General features: G+C 40.8%; 23 protein-coding genes and 3 tRNA genes. 21 read left to right on the top strand and 5 right to left on the bottom strand.

The window, feature by feature from the left end:
• Positions 1-10: 10 nt before the first annotated feature.
• The 21 genes from cydB (at position 11) to L5B76_RS08955 (ending at position 15,341) form a co-directional block, all read left to right on the top strand.
• The gene (cydB, locus tag L5B76_RS09060) at positions 11-1,147 is read left to right on the top strand and encodes a cytochrome d ubiquinol oxidase subunit II (RefSeq protein ID WP_126373401.1); all 1,137 of its coding nucleotides are present in this window, start codon (positions 11-13) and stop codon (positions 1,145-1,147) included.
• Between the two features lie 11 nt (positions 1,148-1,158).
• Complete coding sequence (locus L5B76_RS09055; RefSeq protein ID WP_103853713.1) at positions 1,159-1,257, top strand: cytochrome bd oxidase small subunit, CydX/CbdX family; 99 nt, start codon at positions 1,159-1,161, stop codon at positions 1,255-1,257.
• A 4-nt stretch (positions 1,258-1,261) separates the two neighbouring features.
• On the top strand, positions 1,262-1,564 hold the full coding sequence (ybgE, locus tag L5B76_RS09050) for a cyd operon protein YbgE (protein ID WP_265755150.1): 303 nt from the start codon (positions 1,262-1,264) through the stop codon (positions 1,562-1,564).
• A gap of 183 nt (positions 1,565-1,747) precedes the next feature.
• Positions 1,748-2,146, top strand: a complete 399-nt coding sequence (gene ybgC, locus L5B76_RS09045; RefSeq protein WP_265755149.1) for a tol-pal system-associated acyl-CoA thioesterase — start codon at positions 1,748-1,750, stop codon at positions 2,144-2,146.
• A gap of 44 nt (positions 2,147-2,190) precedes the next feature.
• Entirely contained in the window at positions 2,191-2,874 is a 684-nt protein-coding gene (gene tolQ, locus L5B76_RS09040) for a protein TolQ (RefSeq protein WP_265755148.1), read from the top strand.
• 49 nt (positions 2,875-2,923) lie between these two features.
• A complete protein-coding gene (gene tolR / locus L5B76_RS09035) occupies positions 2,924-3,346 on the top strand; it encodes a colicin uptake protein TolR (protein WP_103854158.1) in 423 nt (140 codons plus the stop codon).
• A 16-nt stretch (positions 3,347-3,362) separates the two neighbouring features.
• On the top strand, positions 3,363-4,577 hold the full coding sequence (gene tolA, locus L5B76_RS09030) for a cell envelope integrity protein TolA (protein WP_265755146.1): 1,215 nt from the start codon (positions 3,363-3,365) through the stop codon (positions 4,575-4,577).
• 36 nt (positions 4,578-4,613) lie between these two features.
• Positions 4,614-5,912 (top strand): Tol-Pal system beta propeller repeat protein TolB, encoded by a 1,299-nt coding sequence (tolB, locus tag L5B76_RS09025; protein WP_442780793.1) that lies wholly within the window; start codon positions 4,614-4,616, stop codon positions 5,910-5,912.
• A gap of 9 nt (positions 5,913-5,921) precedes the next feature.
• Positions 5,922-6,392: a peptidoglycan-associated lipoprotein Pal gene (pal, locus tag L5B76_RS09020; protein ID WP_103855200.1), complete on the top strand. Its 471-nt coding sequence runs from the start codon at positions 5,922-5,924 to the stop codon at positions 6,390-6,392.
• Positions 6,393-6,574: 182 nt separating this feature from the next.
• Positions 6,575-6,650 (top strand) — tRNA-Lys (locus tag L5B76_RS09015).
• 28 nt (positions 6,651-6,678) lie between these two features.
• A tRNA-Lys gene (locus L5B76_RS09010) sits at positions 6,679-6,754 on the top strand.
• A 24-nt stretch (positions 6,755-6,778) separates the two neighbouring features.
• Positions 6,779-6,854, top strand: a tRNA-Lys gene (locus L5B76_RS09005).
• A 224-nt stretch (positions 6,855-7,078) separates the two neighbouring features.
• Positions 7,079-7,603: a type II secretion system protein gene (locus L5B76_RS09000; RefSeq protein WP_265755142.1), complete on the top strand. Its 525-nt coding sequence runs from the start codon at positions 7,079-7,081 to the stop codon at positions 7,601-7,603.
• Complete coding sequence (locus L5B76_RS08995; protein WP_265755141.1) at positions 7,604-8,326, top strand: PulJ/GspJ family protein; 723 nt, start codon at positions 7,604-7,606, stop codon at positions 8,324-8,326.
• Positions 8,323-9,000, top strand: coding sequence for a DUF2572 family protein (locus L5B76_RS08990; protein ID WP_265755139.1), 678 nt, complete (start codon positions 8,323-8,325; stop codon positions 8,998-9,000). Before L5B76_RS08995 ends, L5B76_RS08990 begins: the two co-directional genes overlap by 4 nt.
• Positions 8,981-9,286, top strand: coding sequence for a DUF5374 domain-containing protein (locus L5B76_RS08985; RefSeq protein ID WP_103854152.1), 306 nt, complete (start codon positions 8,981-8,983; stop codon positions 9,284-9,286). The genes L5B76_RS08990 and L5B76_RS08985 overlap by 20 nt, the downstream gene beginning before the upstream one ends.
• Positions 9,287-9,297: 11 nt before the next feature.
• The gene (gene recC / locus L5B76_RS08980; RefSeq protein ID WP_265755137.1) at positions 9,298-12,714 is read left to right on the top strand and encodes an exodeoxyribonuclease V subunit gamma; all 3,417 of its coding nucleotides are present in this window, start codon (positions 9,298-9,300) and stop codon (positions 12,712-12,714) included.
• Positions 12,715-12,987: 273 nt separating this feature from the next.
• Positions 12,988-14,295, top strand: coding sequence for an SEL1-like repeat protein (locus L5B76_RS11620; RefSeq protein ID WP_326938262.1), 1,308 nt, complete (start codon positions 12,988-12,990; stop codon positions 14,293-14,295).
• A gap of 20 nt (positions 14,296-14,315) precedes the next feature.
• Positions 14,316-14,648 (top strand): hypothetical protein, encoded by a 333-nt coding sequence (locus tag L5B76_RS08965; RefSeq protein ID WP_265755135.1) that lies wholly within the window; start codon positions 14,316-14,318, stop codon positions 14,646-14,648.
• Between the two features lie 209 nt (positions 14,649-14,857).
• Positions 14,858-15,094, top strand: a complete 237-nt coding sequence (gene relB, locus L5B76_RS08960) for a type II toxin-antitoxin system RelB family antitoxin (RefSeq protein WP_265755134.1) — start codon at positions 14,858-14,860, stop codon at positions 15,092-15,094.
• A complete protein-coding gene (locus tag L5B76_RS08955) occupies positions 15,063-15,341 on the top strand; it encodes a type II toxin-antitoxin system RelE family toxin (protein WP_265755133.1) in 279 nt (92 codons plus the stop codon). The genes relB and L5B76_RS08955 overlap by 32 nt, the downstream gene beginning before the upstream one ends.
• Before the next feature lie 19 nt (positions 15,342-15,360).
• Here the strand turns inward: L5B76_RS08955 and rapZ are convergent, their stop codons facing one another.
• From rapZ to lptC, 5 genes are read right to left on the bottom strand one after another with little or no spacing between them, the layout of a single operon-like run.
• Positions 15,361-16,215, bottom strand: coding sequence for an RNase adapter RapZ (gene rapZ / locus L5B76_RS08950; RefSeq protein WP_265755131.1), 855 nt, complete (start codon positions 16,213-16,215; stop codon positions 15,361-15,363).
• Positions 16,216-16,238: 23 nt separating this feature from the next.
• On the bottom strand, positions 16,239-16,811 hold the full coding sequence (ptsN, locus tag L5B76_RS08945) for a PTS IIA-like nitrogen regulatory protein PtsN (RefSeq protein WP_265755130.1): 573 nt from the start codon (positions 16,809-16,811) through the stop codon (positions 16,239-16,241).
• A 3-nt stretch (positions 16,812-16,814) separates the two neighbouring features.
• Positions 16,815-17,540, bottom strand: a complete 726-nt coding sequence (gene lptB, locus L5B76_RS08940) for an LPS export ABC transporter ATP-binding protein (protein WP_265755128.1) — start codon at positions 17,538-17,540, stop codon at positions 16,815-16,817.
• Between the two features lie 9 nt (positions 17,541-17,549).
• Positions 17,550-18,062 (bottom strand): lipopolysaccharide transport periplasmic protein LptA, encoded by a 513-nt coding sequence (gene lptA, locus L5B76_RS08935; RefSeq protein WP_126373113.1) that lies wholly within the window; start codon positions 18,060-18,062, stop codon positions 17,550-17,552.
• Complete coding sequence (gene lptC, locus L5B76_RS08930) at positions 18,046-18,618, bottom strand: LPS export ABC transporter periplasmic protein LptC (protein WP_265755127.1); 573 nt, start codon at positions 18,616-18,618, stop codon at positions 18,046-18,048. The genes lptA and lptC overlap by 17 nt, the downstream gene beginning before the upstream one ends.
• Positions 18,619-18,825: the final 207 nt, after the last annotated feature.

Here is an 18,825-nt window from a genome sequence, read left to right as displayed (position 1 = left end):
GAGCCTAACTATGATTGATTACGAATTTTTACGTTTTGTTTGGTGGGTTCTCGTTGGTGTATTACTGATTGGCTTCGTAGTAACCGATGGATTTGATATGGGCGTTTTAACACTATTACCATTTGCAGGTAAAAAAGAAGTGGAAAAACGCATTATGATCAACTCAATCGCTCCCCACTGGGACGGAAACCAAGTGTGGTTATTAACTGCTGGCGGTGCAATGTTTGCAGCTTGGCCATTGGTTTATGCAACCTCATTCTCAGGTTTCTTTATTGCAATGATCTTAGTGTTAGCAGCGTTATTCTTCCGTCCAGTGGGCTTAGAATATCGCGCTAAAATCGACAATCCATTATGGCGCAAGCTATGGGATTGGGGCTTATTCATTGGTGGATTTGTGCCATCAGTAGTATTTGGTGTAGCCTTTGGTAACCTATTACAAGGTGTGCCATTCTATTTCAATGATATGCACCAAATTTTCTACACAGGATCATTCTTTGAATTATTAAACCCATTTGCCTTACTTTGTGGCTTAATTAGCTTATCAATGCTCATTACGCAAGGCGGTGCGTGGTTACAATTAAAAACCACTTCTGAATTGCGTGAGCGTGCAAGAGTAATTACCCAAGTTGGCGCAATGGCAACCTTAATCACTTTCGTGTTAGCAGGCGTGTGGTTATACTTCAAAGATGGCTATGTGGTAACTAGCGTAGTGGATCACAATGCACCTTCATCACCATTAACAAAACAAGTGGCTGTTGAAGCGGGCGCGTGGTTCAAAAACTACTTTGATGCCCCTGTATTGTTCATCTTCCCTGCTTTAGCGGTAGGTGGTGCGTTATTAAATGTATTGGCATCGAAAGCAAACCGCTGTGGTTTTGCCTTCTTGTTCTCATCATTAACAATGGCTGGCGTGATCTTAACTTGTGGCGTGGCAATGTTCCCATTTGTAATGCCATCAAGCTCTCACCCTGATATGAGCCTATTAATGTGGGATTCAACATCAAGCCAATTAACCTTAACCTTAATGCTTGGTTTTGCATTAGTGTTTGTGGTGATCTTATTGTCTTACACCATCTGGTCATACATCAAAATGTTTGGTCGTTTGGACAGTGATTTCATCGAAGACAACAAAAACTCATTATACTAAGGAGCGAAATTATGTTTTATGTTTTATGGGTAGTGGGTGTCTTGTTTGCCATAATGCTAAGTGCAGTGATTACCATTGGCATTGAAAAAACAGGTAAATTTGACGAGTAAGTCAATGATTGATAAAGCATATCATTTAGTAAATAAGGGCTCTTGGCGAGCCCTTTCGTTGATCTTAGCTATCGCATTAACCCTTTGCTTTTTCTTTAATATTAATGAATTTGCCACACAATTAAGAACGGCGCCACCTGTTTGGGTCATTTTTATTTTGTGGGCAACGGTGATTTTATGGATTCACGGCATTGGGTTTGAAATTCGCGCAGCCATTTGGAAAGGGCTATTTTTCCCTTATGTTGGTTATATCGTTGGCATCATTGCCTTAGTGCAACATTTCCTTTTGTCAGCGTTCACGCATTGATCAAATACTCATTTATCAAAGTGCGGTGATTTTTTGCCAAGTTTTTCTTATATCAGCAAATAAAGCAAAAATCTTTTTAATTTTCACCGCACTTTATTTCTTGCTAATCCTGATTAAGCTCTCTACAATACGGCAATTTTCTGTACTAAAAAACAACGATTAAAAACTCAAGGTTGATAATTTATGCAACGATTTTCTCTACCAATACGAGTTTATTATGAAGATACCGATGCAGGTGGAGTGGTTTATCACGCCCATTATCTGCATTTCTTTGAACGAGCAAGAACTGATTATCTGCGTGAATTAGGCTTTTCTCAACAAGCATTGCTTGATGAACATAATCTCGCATTTGTTGTCAAAACAATGCAGATTGATTATCGTCTTGCCGCAAAGCTAGATGATTTATTAACGGTGGAAACAGAAATAAGCGGCATTAAAGGCGCAACAATTTTGTTTTCGCAGCAAATAAAACGTAATGATGTGCTGATTTGTACGGCAGAAGTAAAAGTAGCCTGTGTGGATCTCACAAAAATGAAACCTGTTGCTATTCCACAAGAAATTAAAGCAGCATTTAACGGGTAATAAGCACTTACCTATTTTACTATCCTATTTTTTGGAGCTATGTAATGACCAGTGAATTGAACTTTTTGGAACTGTTTTTAAAAGCCAGTGTAGTGGTTCAAATTGTAATTGTAATCCTGATCGCTTTTTCCATTATGTCTTGGGCGATCATTATCCAACGCAGCCGCGTATTAACCAAAGCCTTAAAAGATTCCTCAGCGTTTGAAGATCGCTTTTGGTCTGGCGAAGAACTAAATAAATTATACGAAGGCCTATCTAACCGCCGTGATGGTTTAACAGGTAGTGAACAAATTTTCTATGTCGGCTTTAAAGAGTTCTCACGCTTGAAAAAAGCCAACCCAGATGCCCCAGAAGCCATTATTCAAGGCAGCACGCGCGCAATGAATTTGGCAATGAACCGTGAAATTGAAGATGTGGAAACACGCGTACCATTCCTAGCTACGGTCGCATCAATCAGCCCATATATCGGCTTATTCGGTACGGTTTGGGGAATTATACACGCCTTTATGGCGCTAAGCGGGGCAAAACAAGCCACCTTGCAAATGGTTGCACCGGGGATCGCAGAAGCCTTGATCGCAACAGCAATTGGTCTATTTGCCGCAATTCCTGCGGTAATGGCGTATAACCGTTTAAGTTTACGCGTCAATAAACTTGAGCAAAATTATGGTAACTTTATTGATGAATTTACCACCATCTTGCATCGTCAAGTTTTCGGTCGTCATCAATAGTATGTCGCACAAAGTGCGGTGATTTTTAGCAAAGTTTTTAGAGGCAATAATGTCTTATCGTCGTAAACGTCGTGATATAAAATCTGAAATCAATATAGTGCCATTTTTAGATGTGTTATTAGTGCTATTGCTTATTTTTATGGCAACCGCACCGATCATTTCACAAAGTGTGCAAGTGGAATTGCCAGATGCGGTGGAAAGCCAATCCGTATCCAATGAAGACAAAGTGCCGGTTATTTTAGAAGTTTCAGGCATTGGTCAATATAGCCTTTCCATTGGCGGCGAACGCAGTGAAAATCTCACAGAAGAAATGGTTACGCAAATGGCTAAACAAGAATATGACAAAGACAACAACACAATGTTCTTGGTTGGCGGAGCGAAAGATGTGCCTTATGAAGAAGTGATTAAAGCACTCAATTTACTGCATCTAGCAGGAATAAAATCTGTTGGATTAATGACAAACCCAATTTAAGGTAAGTAGGTCTATTGTGCGTAATAATCAACGAAATAACGGAATTGGCGCCTTTGCCATTTCAATTATTCTGCACATTATTCTATTTGGCTTGTTAATTCTTGGCTCGCTTTATTACAAAGTAGAAATAATGGGCGGCGGTGAAGGTGATGGCGATGTGATCAGCGCCGTGATGGTCGATACAGGATCTGCCGCACAGGAATGGGGACGTTTGCAACAACAGAAAAAAGGGCAGGTGGATAAACCTACTCAACCACAGCAGAAAGAACCCGATCCACAAGAACAAAAACAAGCTCAGTTAGAAGAACAAAAACGTCAGCAAGAATTGGAACGCCAAAAGCAGCTTGAAAAACAGCGTGAGCAAGAGCGTCAAAAACAGCTTGAACTGAAAAAACAGCAAGAACAGTTGGCAGAGCAACAAAGGCAACGTGAAGAACAAGCTCGCATCGCCTTAGAAAAACAGAAGTTGCAAGAAGCAAAGGCGAAACAACAAGCGGAAGCGGCAAAGCTGAAAGCAGAAGCTGAAGCAAAACGTTTAGCCGCGCAGGCCAAAAAAGCTGAAGAAGAAGCCAAAGCGAAAGCCGCTGAGCAAGCGAAAAAAGCCAAAGAACAAGCTGAAAAAGAAGCCAAGTTAAAAGCCGAAAAAGCAGCGGCGGAGGCAAAAGCTAAAGCGGACGCAGAGAAAAAAGCTCAAGCGGAAAAAGCAAAAGCGGAAGCTGCTGCAAAAGCCAAAGCAGAGGCAGAAGCTAAAGCGAAAGCTGAAGCCAAGGCAAAAGCAGACAAAGCTAAAGCCGAAGCAAAAGCCAAGGCGGAAGCAGATAAACGTCGCGCACAGCAATCGGCGCTAGATAATTTCATCAATGGTGGTGATATTGGCGGCGGCAGTGCCAAAGTTGGTGGTAATGCGAATAAAGCAGGCAGCCAAGGCAGTGGAGCAGGTTTAGGCGCAGGCGATGGCAAAAAAGAAGGTGATCGTTATGCTGGCGTCATTAAGAAAGAAATTCAACGCCGTTTCTTAAAAGATCCGAGCTTTGCAGGGAAAGTCTGTCGCATTCGTATTCAATTGCAACGTGATGGCACGATCTCAAGTTATCAAAGAATTTCTGGCCCTGATGATATTTGTTCTGCGGCAATGAGTGCAGTAGCAAGAACGAAGAAAGTTCCCGCTGCGCCATCAGATGCTATTTATAGTAAATATAAATCACCAGTTATTGATTTTGATTTGAAATAATTGGTTTAACAATTTAAGGTGAATTTTATGAAAGTAATGATTCGTATCACACAGTTTTTAACGATGCTATGGGTGCTATTGGCAAATGTCGCCTTAGCAGATGACGAAGTGCGTATTGTGATTGACGAAGGGGTTGATAGCGCGCGTCCTATTGCTGTTGTGCCATTTAAGTGGAATGGCACAGGTGCAATGCCAACAGATGTAGCTGAAATTATTTCTGCAGATTTACGCAATAGCGGAAAATTCAATCCAATTTCGCCAGCAAAAATGCCACAACAACCTACTTCAGCTTCAGAAGTGAATGCTGATGCGTGGTCATCTTTAGGTATTGATGCTATCGTGGTTGGGCAAGTTACACCAAATGGCAATGGATACAGCATTGCTTATCAACTTGTGGATACTATTGGTGCATCAGGCACAGCAGGCGCAGTATTAGCGCAAAATCAATATGCCGTTCCAGCCAGCGCAATTCGCTTAGGCGCGCATACGGTAAGTGATGAAGTGTTTGAAAAACTCACAGGCATTCGTGGGGCATTTAGAACAAAAATTGCCTATGTAGTGCAAAAAAATGGTGGCTCAAAGCCTTATCAAGTGCGTGTCGCTGATTATGACGGACATAACCAATTTATCGTTACCCAAAGCGCACAACCATTAATGTCGCCAGCTTGGTCACCAGATGGTAATAAACTTGCTTATGTTTCTTTTGAAAACCGTAAATCTCAGCTCGTAGTGCAAGATTTACGTTCAGGCGCGCGCCGCGTGGTTGCTTCTTTCAAAGGACATAATGGTGCGCCAGCGTTTTCGCCTGATGGTTCAAGATTAGCCTTTGCTTCATCAAAAGATGGTGTGTTAAATATTTATGTGATGAATTTAGCCAGCGGCAGCGTTTCACAATTAACGAGCGGTTCAGGTAACAATACTGAGCCTGCGTGGTCGCCAGATGGTCGCTCAATCGTCTTTACTTCTGATAGAAGTGGTTCACCACAAGTATATCAAATGAGTGCAAGTGGTGGCGGTGCAACTTTACTAAGTTCTGGTGGTCGCACTTATAGCGGACAAATTTCTGCTGATGGCAGCACCTTAATAATGATTTCTGCGGATCATATTATGAAAAAAGATCTCGCAACAGGCGCAACAGAGATGTTGAGCTCAACTTTCTTAGATGAAAGTCCAAGCATCTCACCAAATGGAATTATGATTATTTATAGTTCTACACAAGGTTTAGGAAAGGTGCTACAATTGGTTTCTGCTGATGGGCGTTTCAAAGCACGTCTGCCGGGAAGTGATGGGCAAGTGAAATTTCCAGCTTGGTCCCCATATTTAACTAAAAACTAGGAGAAGTTAATGAAAAACTTTGCAAAATTATTAGTAGTAGCAGGCTCTGTAGCAGTATTAGCAGCTTGTAGTTCTTCAAAAGATGAAACTGCTGGTACAACATCTGTAGCAACTGCCCAAAGCTTTGGCGGTTATTCAGTTGAAGATTTACAGCAACGTTACAACACAGTTTACTTTGGATTCGATAAATACAACATCGAAGGTGAATACCAACAAATCTTAGATGCGCACGCTGCATATTTAACAGCAACTCCAGCATCTAAAGTGGTTGTTGAAGGTAACACTGACGAACGTGGTACACCAGAGTACAACATCGCATTAGGCCAACGCCGTGCTGACGCAGTAGCGCACTACTTATCTGCTAAAGGTGTTCAAGCAGGTCAGCTTTCAACAGTTTCTTACGGTGAAGAAAAACCAGCTGAGTTAGGTCACACTGAAGCTGCATATTCTAAAAACCGTCGTGCAGTGTTAGCATACTAATCTGCCTTATTGACGAAACAAAAAAAACCGAGCCTTGAATGCTCGGTTTTTTATTTATCTGCGTGCTAAAGGGTGATGTAGTTGTTGTTTATTCGTGCAAACAAACAAAAAATAGAAAATTTTTATTGATTATTAAAATAAAAACAGTATTATAAGCCTCCGTTACGCAATGATACCTGTTCGGGTCGTTAGCTCAGTCGGTAGAGCAGCGGACTTTTAATCCGTTGGTCGAAGGTTCGAATCCTTCACGACCCACCAATCAAACGTAACAGCCTAAATATATTTAGGGTCGTTAGCTCAGTCGGTAGAGCAGCGGACTTTTAATCCGTTGGTCGAAGGTTCGAATCCTTCACGACCCACCACTTCAAAGCCATTAAATATACTTAGGGTCGTTAGCTCAGTCGGTAGAGCAGCGGACTTTTAATCCGTTGGTCGAAGGTTCGAATCCTTCACGACCCACCACTATCAATTTATCCCTTAAATTCTCATAACAATCTATCTTACACCTTATTATTTTTCATCTATTACATTCTTGCGTTTTATTCTCTTTTTTCCTATTTTTGCGATCTTGATTCCAAAACCTTCTTCATTTCCTACTAAAAAAGCACCGCACTTGTTAGGCTTGCGTATAGAAAATTACCGATAAACAAAGGCAAAAGTGCGGTTGAAAAATCCGAGTTTTTATTATGGCTAAAATGAAAGGTTTCACGCTATTAGAATTTCTTATTGTGCTATTGATTTCCAGTATGCTATTGCTTACGGCCTTACCTGTATGGCAACAGAATCAGGAACAATGGTTGCTAGGCAAAGAGCAACAGCGCTTATATTTATTTTTCCGCACAATTCAACGGCGCGTTGAAAATTCTAATCAAGTATGGTTTTTAGTGGCAAATCGTGATCTGACAAGTCAAAAATGGTGCATTGCCGCCCAAGTCAAAAGCGACAAAATATGCAACTGTTTACAACCGCACTTATGTGTAGAGGAGCTAATGGCGAATATTTATCAACCCTTGTTTCCAAAACAAACAATGATTAGCAGTAAACATTATTTTCCGCAAGAAATGGCTAGATTCAGCGGTATCCGCAACACTATTCAGGCGGACTGCTTCTTATTGCAAGCAGGGCAAGAGAAAATCTTATTTTCTTTTTTTAATGTGGGTAGCTTAAAGCTAAAACAGGGAAATTCGCTCAGTGCGTGCGGAGAGCCTTAGATGAACCGCTATTTAAAAGGGCAAAGTTTGCTAGGTTTGATGATCGCCTTGGCGGTATCTGGCCTGTTATTAATAGCCATCGTGAAATTTTATCAACATAGCCAATGGCAAATTCAGCAAATGAATGCACGGCTGTTTTTACAAGCCGAAATAGAAAGAACCCTGCAATTAATCGCTAAAGACTTACGCCGCACGGGATTTCGTGCTGCCGTTGGAAAGCGTAAAGTGGATAATTTTGCTTTGTTTGAGCAAGATGAACAAGGCACAAGTCTTGTTGTTAGCCAAACCACGGGAGAAAAGCCGAATAGCTGTGTGTTATTTTTCTATGATTTGGATAACTCAGGTTGTATTGGCTCTACTTACACCAAAGGATTATGCGTTGAAAATGGTAAAAATCGAGCAAAAGAAATCGAACGTGAATTGTTTGGTTATCGCCTAAAGCAAAAAATGCTAGAAACACGTTTAACTTACAAAAACACCGTTAAGCAAAAATGCACAAAAGAAGAATGCCAAACTTATATTCAACAAACCGCGTGTGAGAAAGGCGGCTGGGTGGATCTGTTTGATGAACGTGAAATTGCGATCACCCATTTTTCTTTACAGTGGCTAAAAGAACCTTTGCTACTTGTAGCACAGTTAAAAGGGCAACTCGTCAAACAACCGCATATTGAATATGAAAGCGAAACGGTGATTCCTTTGCTCAATCAAGGCGGTGCAGAATGAAAGCACAAAAAGGCATTGTTACCCTAACCTTATTGTTGTTGCTTAGTTCATTATTGATGATCGCAATGTTGTTTAATCAAGAAGAACTGCATTTTTATCGCGCAATGAATGCACAGCAAAAATATTATGCGGAAAATGATGTAGCGCTCTTACCAATAAGCAGCCAACATCTGCAACAAGAATGCGAAAAATTGCCCTTAGATTATGCCGATTCAGTCTATCGTCTTGAGTTTAAAAATCCAACAAAAAACCACCGCACTTTTGATGAGGCCGCGCATTTTGCTTGGTGCGAGCGAATAAGCCTATTTCAGAAAACGCCAAGTCGTGGCATAAGTGCGGGGGAATTTTTGCAATATTTTGATCCTGAGATCACCCCTTTGTTTGGTAAAGTTTTACAGCAAGAAAATATCAGCAAATATCCCCTTTATTGGTTTTCCGAACGAGAGAAACATTGGGAAATCAACGGCAATATTTATGCGGTGATTGTAGCAGAAGGAGATTTAACTTTATCTGGCAAAGGGGAAGTTCGTGGCGCAGTGATCACGCAAGGGCAATTACATCAAGGGGAAAATGTGAAATTGGTTTACAATAAGAAAACGCTACAAGAAGTGGTTCAGGCCTATCGTTTTTGGCGGCTAGCAAAAAGGAGCTGGTATGATTTCGAGCCTTTATAGACCGCTAAAATACAAAGGAATGAATTTATTTTCTTTGCTAATGACTTTAACCCTATTTAGTGGTATTTTTCTGTCCATTAATCAATGGCTCACGCACCAGCGGCAAAGTGCGGTGAAAATTTATCAAGATTTACAAGCCATTTCTATTGCGCATAATCAGCAGCAGCGTCTGTTTATGGGGCTGAGTTGTCAAACTCAAATTGAACAAAATCAGCTTATTTTTCATCTTCATTGTCATAAAAATAAAGTTACTGTGCGTTATCCCACAGGGGAAACCAGCTTATAAAAGGAAATTCTGTGCTAACCGTTTATTATTCCAATTTGCTTGAAACACAAAAAGAGATCCTACTGCATTTAATGAAAACAATGCCGTTGGACGATCCGTTGCAGTCGGAAATTATTTTGGTACAAAGTCCCGGAATGGCGCAGTGGCTGCAATGGCAAATTGCGGAAAAGCAAGGAATTTCAGCGAATTTACAATTTCCTATGCCAGCAACTTTTATTTGGCAGCTGTATCGCGATAATTTGTTTAATGTAACGCAGCAAAATCAATTTGCCAAAGAACAGATTGTATGGCGCTTAATGCGATTGATTCCGCAATATTTAGCACAGCCCGCCTTTGCACCATTGCGAGATTATCTCAATTCTGCGCCACAATCGGCACAACAAAAGTTGTATCAGCTAGCAGAAAAAGTGGCAGATTTATTTGACCAATATCTAGTGTATCGTCCAGATTGGATCAGCGCGTGGGAAAAAAATGCAGACAGCAGCATTGCGCAACAAATTACGGCACAGAAAAGTGAAGATAAACAACAGTTAGCCGATCAAATTACACGCCATATTGAATGGCAAGGCATTTTGTGGCGGGCATTAGTGGCTGAAATTCAACAGCAAAATGGCAGTGAAGAAGTTTGGCACAGGGCGCATTTACACCAACAATTTCTTCAGCTACTGGGTGAAAAAGTACCGCTAAAACTGCCGAAACGCATTTTTGTGTTTGGTATTTCAGCCCTGCCAAAAGTGTATTTGGAAATTCTCAACGGCATCAGCGAGTTTTGTGATGTGCATTTATTTTTCACTAATCCTTGCCGTGAGTATTGGGGCGATATTGTCGATAAGCAATATTGGCAAAAATTACAACAGCGTTCCCGCACCGATCAACAAAGCCAGCAAGCTAACCCATTATTTTCTCATCAGCAAATTGCACGATTAGAACAAGAGCAATACGAACGCACTGCCGAGCAAGAAATGTTGCAAGTGGGCAATCCGTTACTTTCTTCTTGGGGCAAGCAAGGGCGTGATTTCCTTTATCTGCTCACCGATCTGCAAAGTAATGAAATTAATGCTTATGTAGAATTGGCAGAAGACAGCTTATTACACCAAATTCAGCAACGGATTTTAACGCTTACCCCAACAGGCATTGAGCCGCTGCATTTTGCACCGCAAGATCCGTCTTTTTCCATTCACGCCTGTTATAGCGCAATGCGAGAAGTGGAAGCCTTGCAAGATTATTTACTGCATTTGTTTAATCAAGATCCGAGCCTAACGCCAAAAGATGTGGTGGTAATGGTGGCCGATATTGATAAATATACCCCTTATATTCGCGCGGTTTTTGAGCAAGGTAAGCCTTACATTCCATTTTCCATTTCGGATAATAAATTGTCGGAAAATGATGTGATCGTGTCGGCTTTCATCAAATTGTTAAACCTGAAAGAAAGCCTGTTTAGCGCGCAAGATGTGCTGGATTTTCTCGATATTCCAAGTATCCGCGCCCATTTTCATATTGCGCTTGAAGATCTGCCTTATATTCATCATTGGGTGGAACATTCAGGCATTCGCTTTGGCTTAGAAAAATATCAGGGCGTGGCACAAGAAAATTATAACGCGTGGAAAGCAGGGCTGGAGAGAATGTTGCTCGGTTATGCAATGCGTGAAGAAAATGGCATTTGGCAAGACAGCCTAGGTTTTGATAATAGCTACGGCTTAAAAGGGCAATTAGCAGGCTATTTAGCGGAATTTATTGAACAACTTTATCAATGGTATCAAACACTTTGCGGCGAACATTCTATTGATCAATGGCAGCAAGCTTTATCCCAACTGGTGGAAATCTTTTTCCAATTTGATGAAACAAGCCAAGAAACCCAATGGTATCTTAATGATTGCATTGAAACCTTTGCTGAACCTTTGGTCAATGTGCAATTTGAACAATCACTTGGCGCAGAAGTGGTGGCGGAAGTGATGCGTGGCTATTTGCAAGAAAACCCGCATAACTTACGTTTTTTGGCGGGGAAAGTGAATTTTTGCACCTTATTGCCAATGCGCTCAATCCCATTCCGCGTGGTGTGTTTGCTAGGAATGAATGAAGGAGAATACCCACGCCAAAGTACACCAAATAGCTTTGATCTTATGCAATATCATCAGCAAAAAGGCGATCGTTTCAAACGAGATGATGATCGTTATCTCTTCCTTGAAGCGCTCGTTTCTGCGCAAGATTATTTCTATCTCAGCTATGTCGGGCATTCAATCATTGACGATGAGCCGAAAGAACCCTCTGTACTGGTAAATCAATTATTGGATTATGTGGCAGAAAACTTGCCATTGCCTGAGAATGAGGAGGGCGAAAATCCGAATGAATATTGGCGTAAAAAATTGGTGATCCATCACCCAATGACTGCCTTTAGCGAGAAAAATTTCAGTAAAAACCACCGCACTTTTGCTCGCAAATGGTTACCATTAGTGAATAAAACTGCTCAGCAAGAACAGGGCTTTATTCAGCCGTTGAATAATGATCATCGGGTGCAAACAGTGGCGTTAAGCCAGCTTATCGCCTTTGTGCAGCACCCGATTCGATTTTTTCTAGAGCAGATTTTAGGCATTCACCTGCAAAATGAAGAAAGCGCCTTAAGGGACACAGAAAATTTCGATTTCGATAACTTGGAACGCTATGCCATTAACCAGCAACTGCTTTATCTCAACGATGATGAATTTAGCCAATTTTTCCGCCAGTTACAAATCAAAGGCATAATGCCAAGGGGCGCTTTTGCTGAAGTGCAAGGGCAAAAACTGAGCCAAGATATTCGCGATTTGAAAAAAGAGGTGGCTGACTATTTAACGCAAGAAAGCCAAAGCGTGGCAGTCGAGCTGGATTTCACCCTGCCAACCCAAACTTTGCGTTTAACAGGTGTAATCAATCAGCTTTATCCTTTGGTTGATGGCACATCAAAGGGGAAAGTGGAGAGAGTAACTTGGCGTGTAGGCGGAAAAATCCGTGATAAAGATCTGATTGAAAACTGGATCTATTATTTAGTGCAATGTGCCACACAAGAAAATGTCGCCCCAGCCCATAGTTATGCCAAAGGAGAACAAGTGCGGTTTAAAATTCTGCAAAAAACCACCGCACTTGCTCAATTACAATGTTATCTGGAAGCCTATGTTCAAGCCCAGCAATCCCCTTGCTTAGTGCTAACAGAAAATTTGGGGAACTATTTCAAAGCACTCAAAAATGAAAAAGGCAAAGATGATCAAGCCAAAATCCAACAAAAATGCTTGGCCATCTTGTACGAAAGCATTTATGGCAACGATTATGGTTTTAAACAAGAAGATAAATACTGGCAACGCGTGCTAAGCGAACAAGAATTAGCGCAACTAGACTTAAACGCAATGACCAACATAATGCAGGATTGGTTTGGGTTGATGCTGGATAGCTTGGAGTAACTCAGGCTAAGCCTGTCAATATTCGGATTTATTACTTTACATTATGATAATGAGTATTAAGAGAATATATGTTCTTACTTAGAATAATCTTAATTTCTTATCTAACTCTATTATTCACCTAAATAGATCTAAGTTTTTTAATAATTCGGTTTTACACAAATTTCTTTAACAACTTGGATCTTTGTTATTAATTCGATAAAATTTTAACCACATTATGTGAAATGCAATGAGCTACTAAATAAATTTATTCATTGAAAATTAAGGAAAAAAACGATGAAATTTACTAAAACACTATTAACTACTGCACTCCTTTCTTTTGCCGTAATAGGCACAATTAAAATGGCGTATGTAGTTTCTGCACGAGAAACAGAATTCCAACAAGCCCTAGATGCTTATGACAAAAATGATTTTGTAACCGCTTTTAAATTATTCCAACCTCTAGCAGAGCAGGGAAATGCAAACGCACAATCTAATTTAGGCGTGATGTATGCTAATGGACAAGGCGTGAAACAAGATTATTTTGAAGCGGTAAAATGGTATCGCAAAGCGGCAGAGCAGGGGGATGCGACCGCACAATTTAATTTAGGTTGGATGTATGCCATTGGACAAGGCATAAAACAAGATGATGTTGAAGCAGTAAAATGGTATCGCAAAGCCGCAGAGCAGGGGAATGCGACCGCACAATTTCAGTTAGGTTGGAAGTATAAATATGGACAAGGCGTGAAACAAGATGATGTTGAAGCAGTAAAATGGTATCGCAAAGCGGCGGAGCAGGGAGATGCAGATGCACAATATAATTTAGGATTGATGTATGCTAATGGATATGGTGTTAAACAAGATTATGCTGAGGCGGCGAAATGGTATCGTAACGCCGCAGAGCAAGGGGATGTTTTGGCACAAGGTATGTTAGGTGTGATATATTCTAAGGGGCAAGGTGTGAAACAAGATTATGTAGAAGCAGCGAAATGGTATCGAAAAGCCGCAGAGCAGTGGAATGTTCGGGCACAAACTATGTTAGGTGTGATATATTCTAAGGGGCAAGGTGTGAAACAAGATTATGTAGAAGCAGCGAAATGGTATCGAAAAGCCGCAGAGCATGGGGATGTTTGGGCACAAACTATGTTAGGTCTAATATATTCTGAGGGACGAGGCGTGAAACAAGATAATGTTGAAGCGGCGAAGTGGTATCGAAAAGCAGCGGAACAAGGAGATGTAGATGCACAAGCTATTTTAGGTTTGATGTATGATGATGGAATAGGCGTTAAACAAGATTATTTTGAGGCGGTGAAATGGTATCGAAAAGCGGCAGAGCAGGGGAATGCTGGTGCGCAAGTTAGTTTAGGTATGAGGTATCAAAAAGGACAAGGTGTAAAGCAAGATTATTTTGAGGCTGTAGATTGGTTTAAAAAGGCTGCGGCACAAGGTAATGAACGGGCGTTAGGATTACTTGGTTTTGCTTATCTTGATGGAGAAGGTGTAAAGCAAGATGATAGGAAAGCCAAGGAGTATTTTGGTAAAGCCTGTGAAGCAAGGGTTCAGGGAGGGTGTGATATGTATCGTAAGTTAAATAAAGCACCATAAATTAGCAATAAGGAAAAACAATGAAAAAAACCACCGCCCTTTTGGGACTATTGTTTTCGCCTATGTTATGGGCAGGAAATTTTGGCACAGAAGTGATGTCAGAAATGATTTATTCTGTGCATGAAGAATGTGATCAGGGAAAATTAGGCGAATTATCGAGAATTCTTGAAATTCCTAAAGCGCAATTCTGCGGATGTTTTATTTCGCAGATACAAAATGAATTTGAACATTTGGGCCTTGAGCAAAAATTAAATGAAGGCAATATGACCATTAAGCAGTTAGAAAATGCGATGGAAAATATTGGGGAGAAGTCATCAGAATATTGCATTGATAAATTATCCCCTGAAAAATAGGCGGTGAATTTAACAATGTTTGCAATAAGCCCGATAAAAGTGCGGGCTTATTTTTTTATGGTTTTCTAAGGATTTGTGCTGGATTAAAACATTTTCCTTTCGCACCTAGCCCCCGTTTTGCCTTTCTTCCTTCAGCAAAATAGGTTTGTTACTTGTAATACAGGTAATACGTTCTTATAATAAACTTGTACTTAATCAAGGAGAACCATATGACTATTACCGTGAGATTGCCTGATGAGTTGCAACGACGTTTAGATCATTTAGCTATCGAAACAGGAAGAGCAAAATCTTTCTACATTAAACAAGCCCTAGAAGCCTATTTAGAAGATTTAGAGGATTTGCTTTTAGCTAATGCAACATTAGAACGCGTTCGTTCAGGCAAAGAAAAAACATACACCTTACAGGACGTAGAGAATGAACTCAATTTGGGCGGTGATATTCGCTGATACCGCTAGAAAACAACTTGCCAAACTTGCTAAGAAAAATCCTCAACAAGCACAACGTATAATAAATTACCTCAAATCACTTCAAACCCTTGAAGAGCCGAGAGATAAAGGTAAAGGCTTGGTTGGCGATTTATCTGGAATGTGGCGTTATCGTGTTGGGGATTATCGTATTATTTGTCACATTGATAATGGAGAATTACTTATCACGGCATTAGAAATCGGTCATCGAAGAGAAATCTACAATTAAGCCCCACAAAAGTGCGGGCTTATTTTTTATAGTTTTCTAAGGATTTGTGCTGGATTAAAACATTTTCCCCTTTGGCTTGGAAATATTCACCAATTTGTTGGGCAATGTAAACGGAGCGGTGTTTGCCGCCGGTGCAGCCAATGGCGATGGTGAGATAGCTGCGGTTATTTTGTTTTAACATTGGCAGCCAAGTTTCAATGTAATTGCGGGTGAGATAAATAAAGTGGTTCACTTCATTATGCTTGTTGAGAAAATCCATTACAGGCTGTTCTAGCCCAGTCATTGGGCGTAGCTCGGGATTCCAGTGGGGATTAGGCAGAAAACGCACATCAAACACATAGTCTGCATCAAGCGGAATGCCATATTTAAAACCAAAAGATTCAACAATAATTTTTAATTCTTTTTGTGTATGCCCAAGCAAAAATTCACGCAGGTGTTCCGCCAATTCGTGGGTGGAAAGATGGGTAGTGTCAATAATTAAATTGGCGGCATCAATCAGTGGCGTGAGATATTGCTGTTCCGCATCAATGGCCGCTTCAAGGGAAAGGGAATCAACGGAAAGTGGGTGCAGGCGGCGAGAATCACTATAACGTTTGATTAGCGCATTGCGTTCACTATCAAGGAAAATAATTTTTACCTGATGATGTTGTTGCAGTTGTTCAAGGCTGTGTTCCAGTTCTGCGTTTGAAGAAGGAAGATTGCGAATATCAATGCTAATGGCCACTGAGGATTGTTTTTTCGCCAGAATCGTTGCCAGCTCGGGCAGCAGGGTGACGGGGAGATTATCCACACAATAGTAGCCAGTGTCTTCTAAGGCACGCAAGGCAACGGATTTGCCTGCGCCAGAACGTCCGCTAATAATGATGATTTCCACCTGATTTCTCCCCTGAATGATTGTTACTGTTCTGTTTCTACCGTTTGCTCATTCTGTGTATTTTCTTGTTCAGCCTTTGGCTCATTTTCTTGTTCGCTTTGTTGCTCAGCGTCTTGTTCGTCATCAGAATGATTATCCGCATACTCAAAAATTTGCCAAATTTCCTCCGCACTTTGCGCTGCTCTTAACTGTTTGCAAAGGGATTTATCCAGCAATTTTTCTGCTAATTCAGGTAATACGGATTGAGAAAATTCGCCACAAGCTTCGGCAGGAATGAGCAAGGCAAAAATTAAATCCACATCACGGTGATCGGCGGCTTCATAATCAATCGGCGTGGCAAGTTGCAAAAACACGGCAATAGGTTTATTGCCTGTATGTAAACGCCCTTTAGGCATAGCTACGCCATTACCTAGGCCTGAATTGCCCAGCTTTTCACGGTTAAATAAGCAGTCAAAACTGCTGTGTTCGGGATCATCTTCCCCGTGGATTTGATCCGCCACAATGCGGCTAATTGTTTCAAAAACACGTTTTTTACTTGAGCAAACCAGTCCTTGGCGAATATTTTCAGGACTCAGTAATTGGGTAAATTTAGTCATAAGTTATAGTTTAAATTCTTCACCGAGATAAACCCGTTTCACCTGTTCGTTATTCATCACTTCTTCAGGTGTGCCTGTGGCGATCATTTTCCCTGCGCTTACAATGTAAGCGCGTTCGCATACATCAAGGGTTTCGCGCACGTTGTGGTCGGTAATTAGCACACCTAAACCACGATCGCGCAGATCCATAATAATCTTTTTAATATCAATCACAGAAATGGGATCGACCCCAGCAAAAGGTTCATCTAATAAAATAAATTTAGGATTCGCGGCTAACGCGCGGGCAATTTCCACACGGCGACGCTCCCCACCTGAAAGGGATTGTCCTAGGTTGTCGCGAATATGGGCAATATTAAATTCTTCGATTAATTCTTCCGCTCTTTCACGGCGTTGTTGTGCATTGAGATCGTTACGAATTTCTAGCACCGCCATTAGGTTGTCGTACACACTTAAACGGCGGAAAATAGACGCCTCTTGCGGCAAATAGCCCACGCCTTTTCTGGCGCGATCGTGCATTGGCAACAAGCTAATATCTTCATCATCAATGCGAATTTTGCCTTCATCTTGTTGCACCAAGCCGACAACCATATAGAACGTGGTGGTTTTGCCTGCTCCATTAGGCCCAAGCAAGCCCACAATTTCATTTGATCTCACGTTTAAACTCACATCAGAAACCACTTTGCGGCTCTTGTAGCTTTTGGCTAAATGTTCTGCATAAAGCGTTGGCATAAGGCTATCCTATTTCTTTTTACTGTTTAATTGCGCAGGAATTAATACGGTTTTAACACGAGATTTGCTTGAACCCGAGGCTTTTAGCTGTTGTTTTTTCACATCATAAGTGATTAATTGCCCAGTGATTTTGCTGTCTAGCTGTTTTAATTCTGCATTGCCCGTTAAGGTTAAAAATTCTGTACCAAGATCGTAATGCACTTTATTCGCTTTGCCGTCCACAGGTTTGCCATCATCTAATAATTGATGAAAGGTAACAGGGCGACCATAGGCATCTACGGTTTCTTTTTTGTTGGAATTTTCAGGTGGACGTGTAATCACCACTTTATCCGCTTTAATCAAAATAGAACCTTGGGTGATCACCACGTTATCGGTAAAGGTTACCGTTTGGTTTTCCATATCCAATGATTGATTGTTGGATTCAATGTTAATCGGTTGATTGGTATCGTTTTTTAAAGCAAACGCTGACATTGAAGTCATAAGTGCGGTAAAAAATAAAAGAGATTTACTTGTTAATTTCATAGTGGGTTTTCACCTGTTCTGCTAAGGTTGCAATTTGTTGTTTTAAGTTACCAGTTAATTTGGCGCCGCTTGATGTAAAATTCAAGCCAGTAATGGTGGCCATTGTATCAGAGTGAATATCTTGCGTCTTTAAATTTACCGTAGCCCGTTCGGTATCCACGCGTTGCAGACGCGAATCGCTCAACAGACTTTGCACCAACACATTTCCTTCTAAATGTAAAAGTTCATCTTTGGTTAATTGAGCTTTGTCTGCGCGAATTTTCCAGCTTTGTGTGCCTAAATTTTCATCTTGCACATCATATAAATAAACCAAGGGCTGCTGGAAATCCATGTTTCCACTGTTGTTATAGTATTCCACTTTATCGGCTAGGGCGAAATATTGCTTTTCACCCGTAGGCGAAAACACGGTAGTTTGCATTTTATTGCCAATGTATTCAGGGCTATCTTCTGATTTGATTAACCCTTGCGTGTCAGAATCGCTTCCTTGCATGCTATATAGCCAAGCCAGCAGGCCTAAAGCAATCACTGATAAAATAATATTCCAACGAATATTCATAAATTAAACGATGTTCCAGATTAATGTGAAGGCGAATCATAGCATAATTTGGCAAAAGCAAGAACAATGTCGTGTAAAAGTGCGGAGATTTTTTATGAAATTTTTTGCGCGCATTGCCTTTTGTGGGCCATTGTAAAGAATGTAAAGATCGAAATGCCGTTTGACATTCTTGGCATATCTAATATGATCTGCCTTTCAATTTAAAAT

Origin of the sequence: Avibacterium sp. 21-594, assembly GCF_026226815.1 — a bacterium.
GTDB lineage: Bacteria > Pseudomonadota > Gammaproteobacteria > Enterobacterales > Pasteurellaceae > Avibacterium > Avibacterium avium.
Note: the sequence above shows the minus strand (reverse complement) of the source record. Positions and strands in the feature narration are given on the sequence as shown.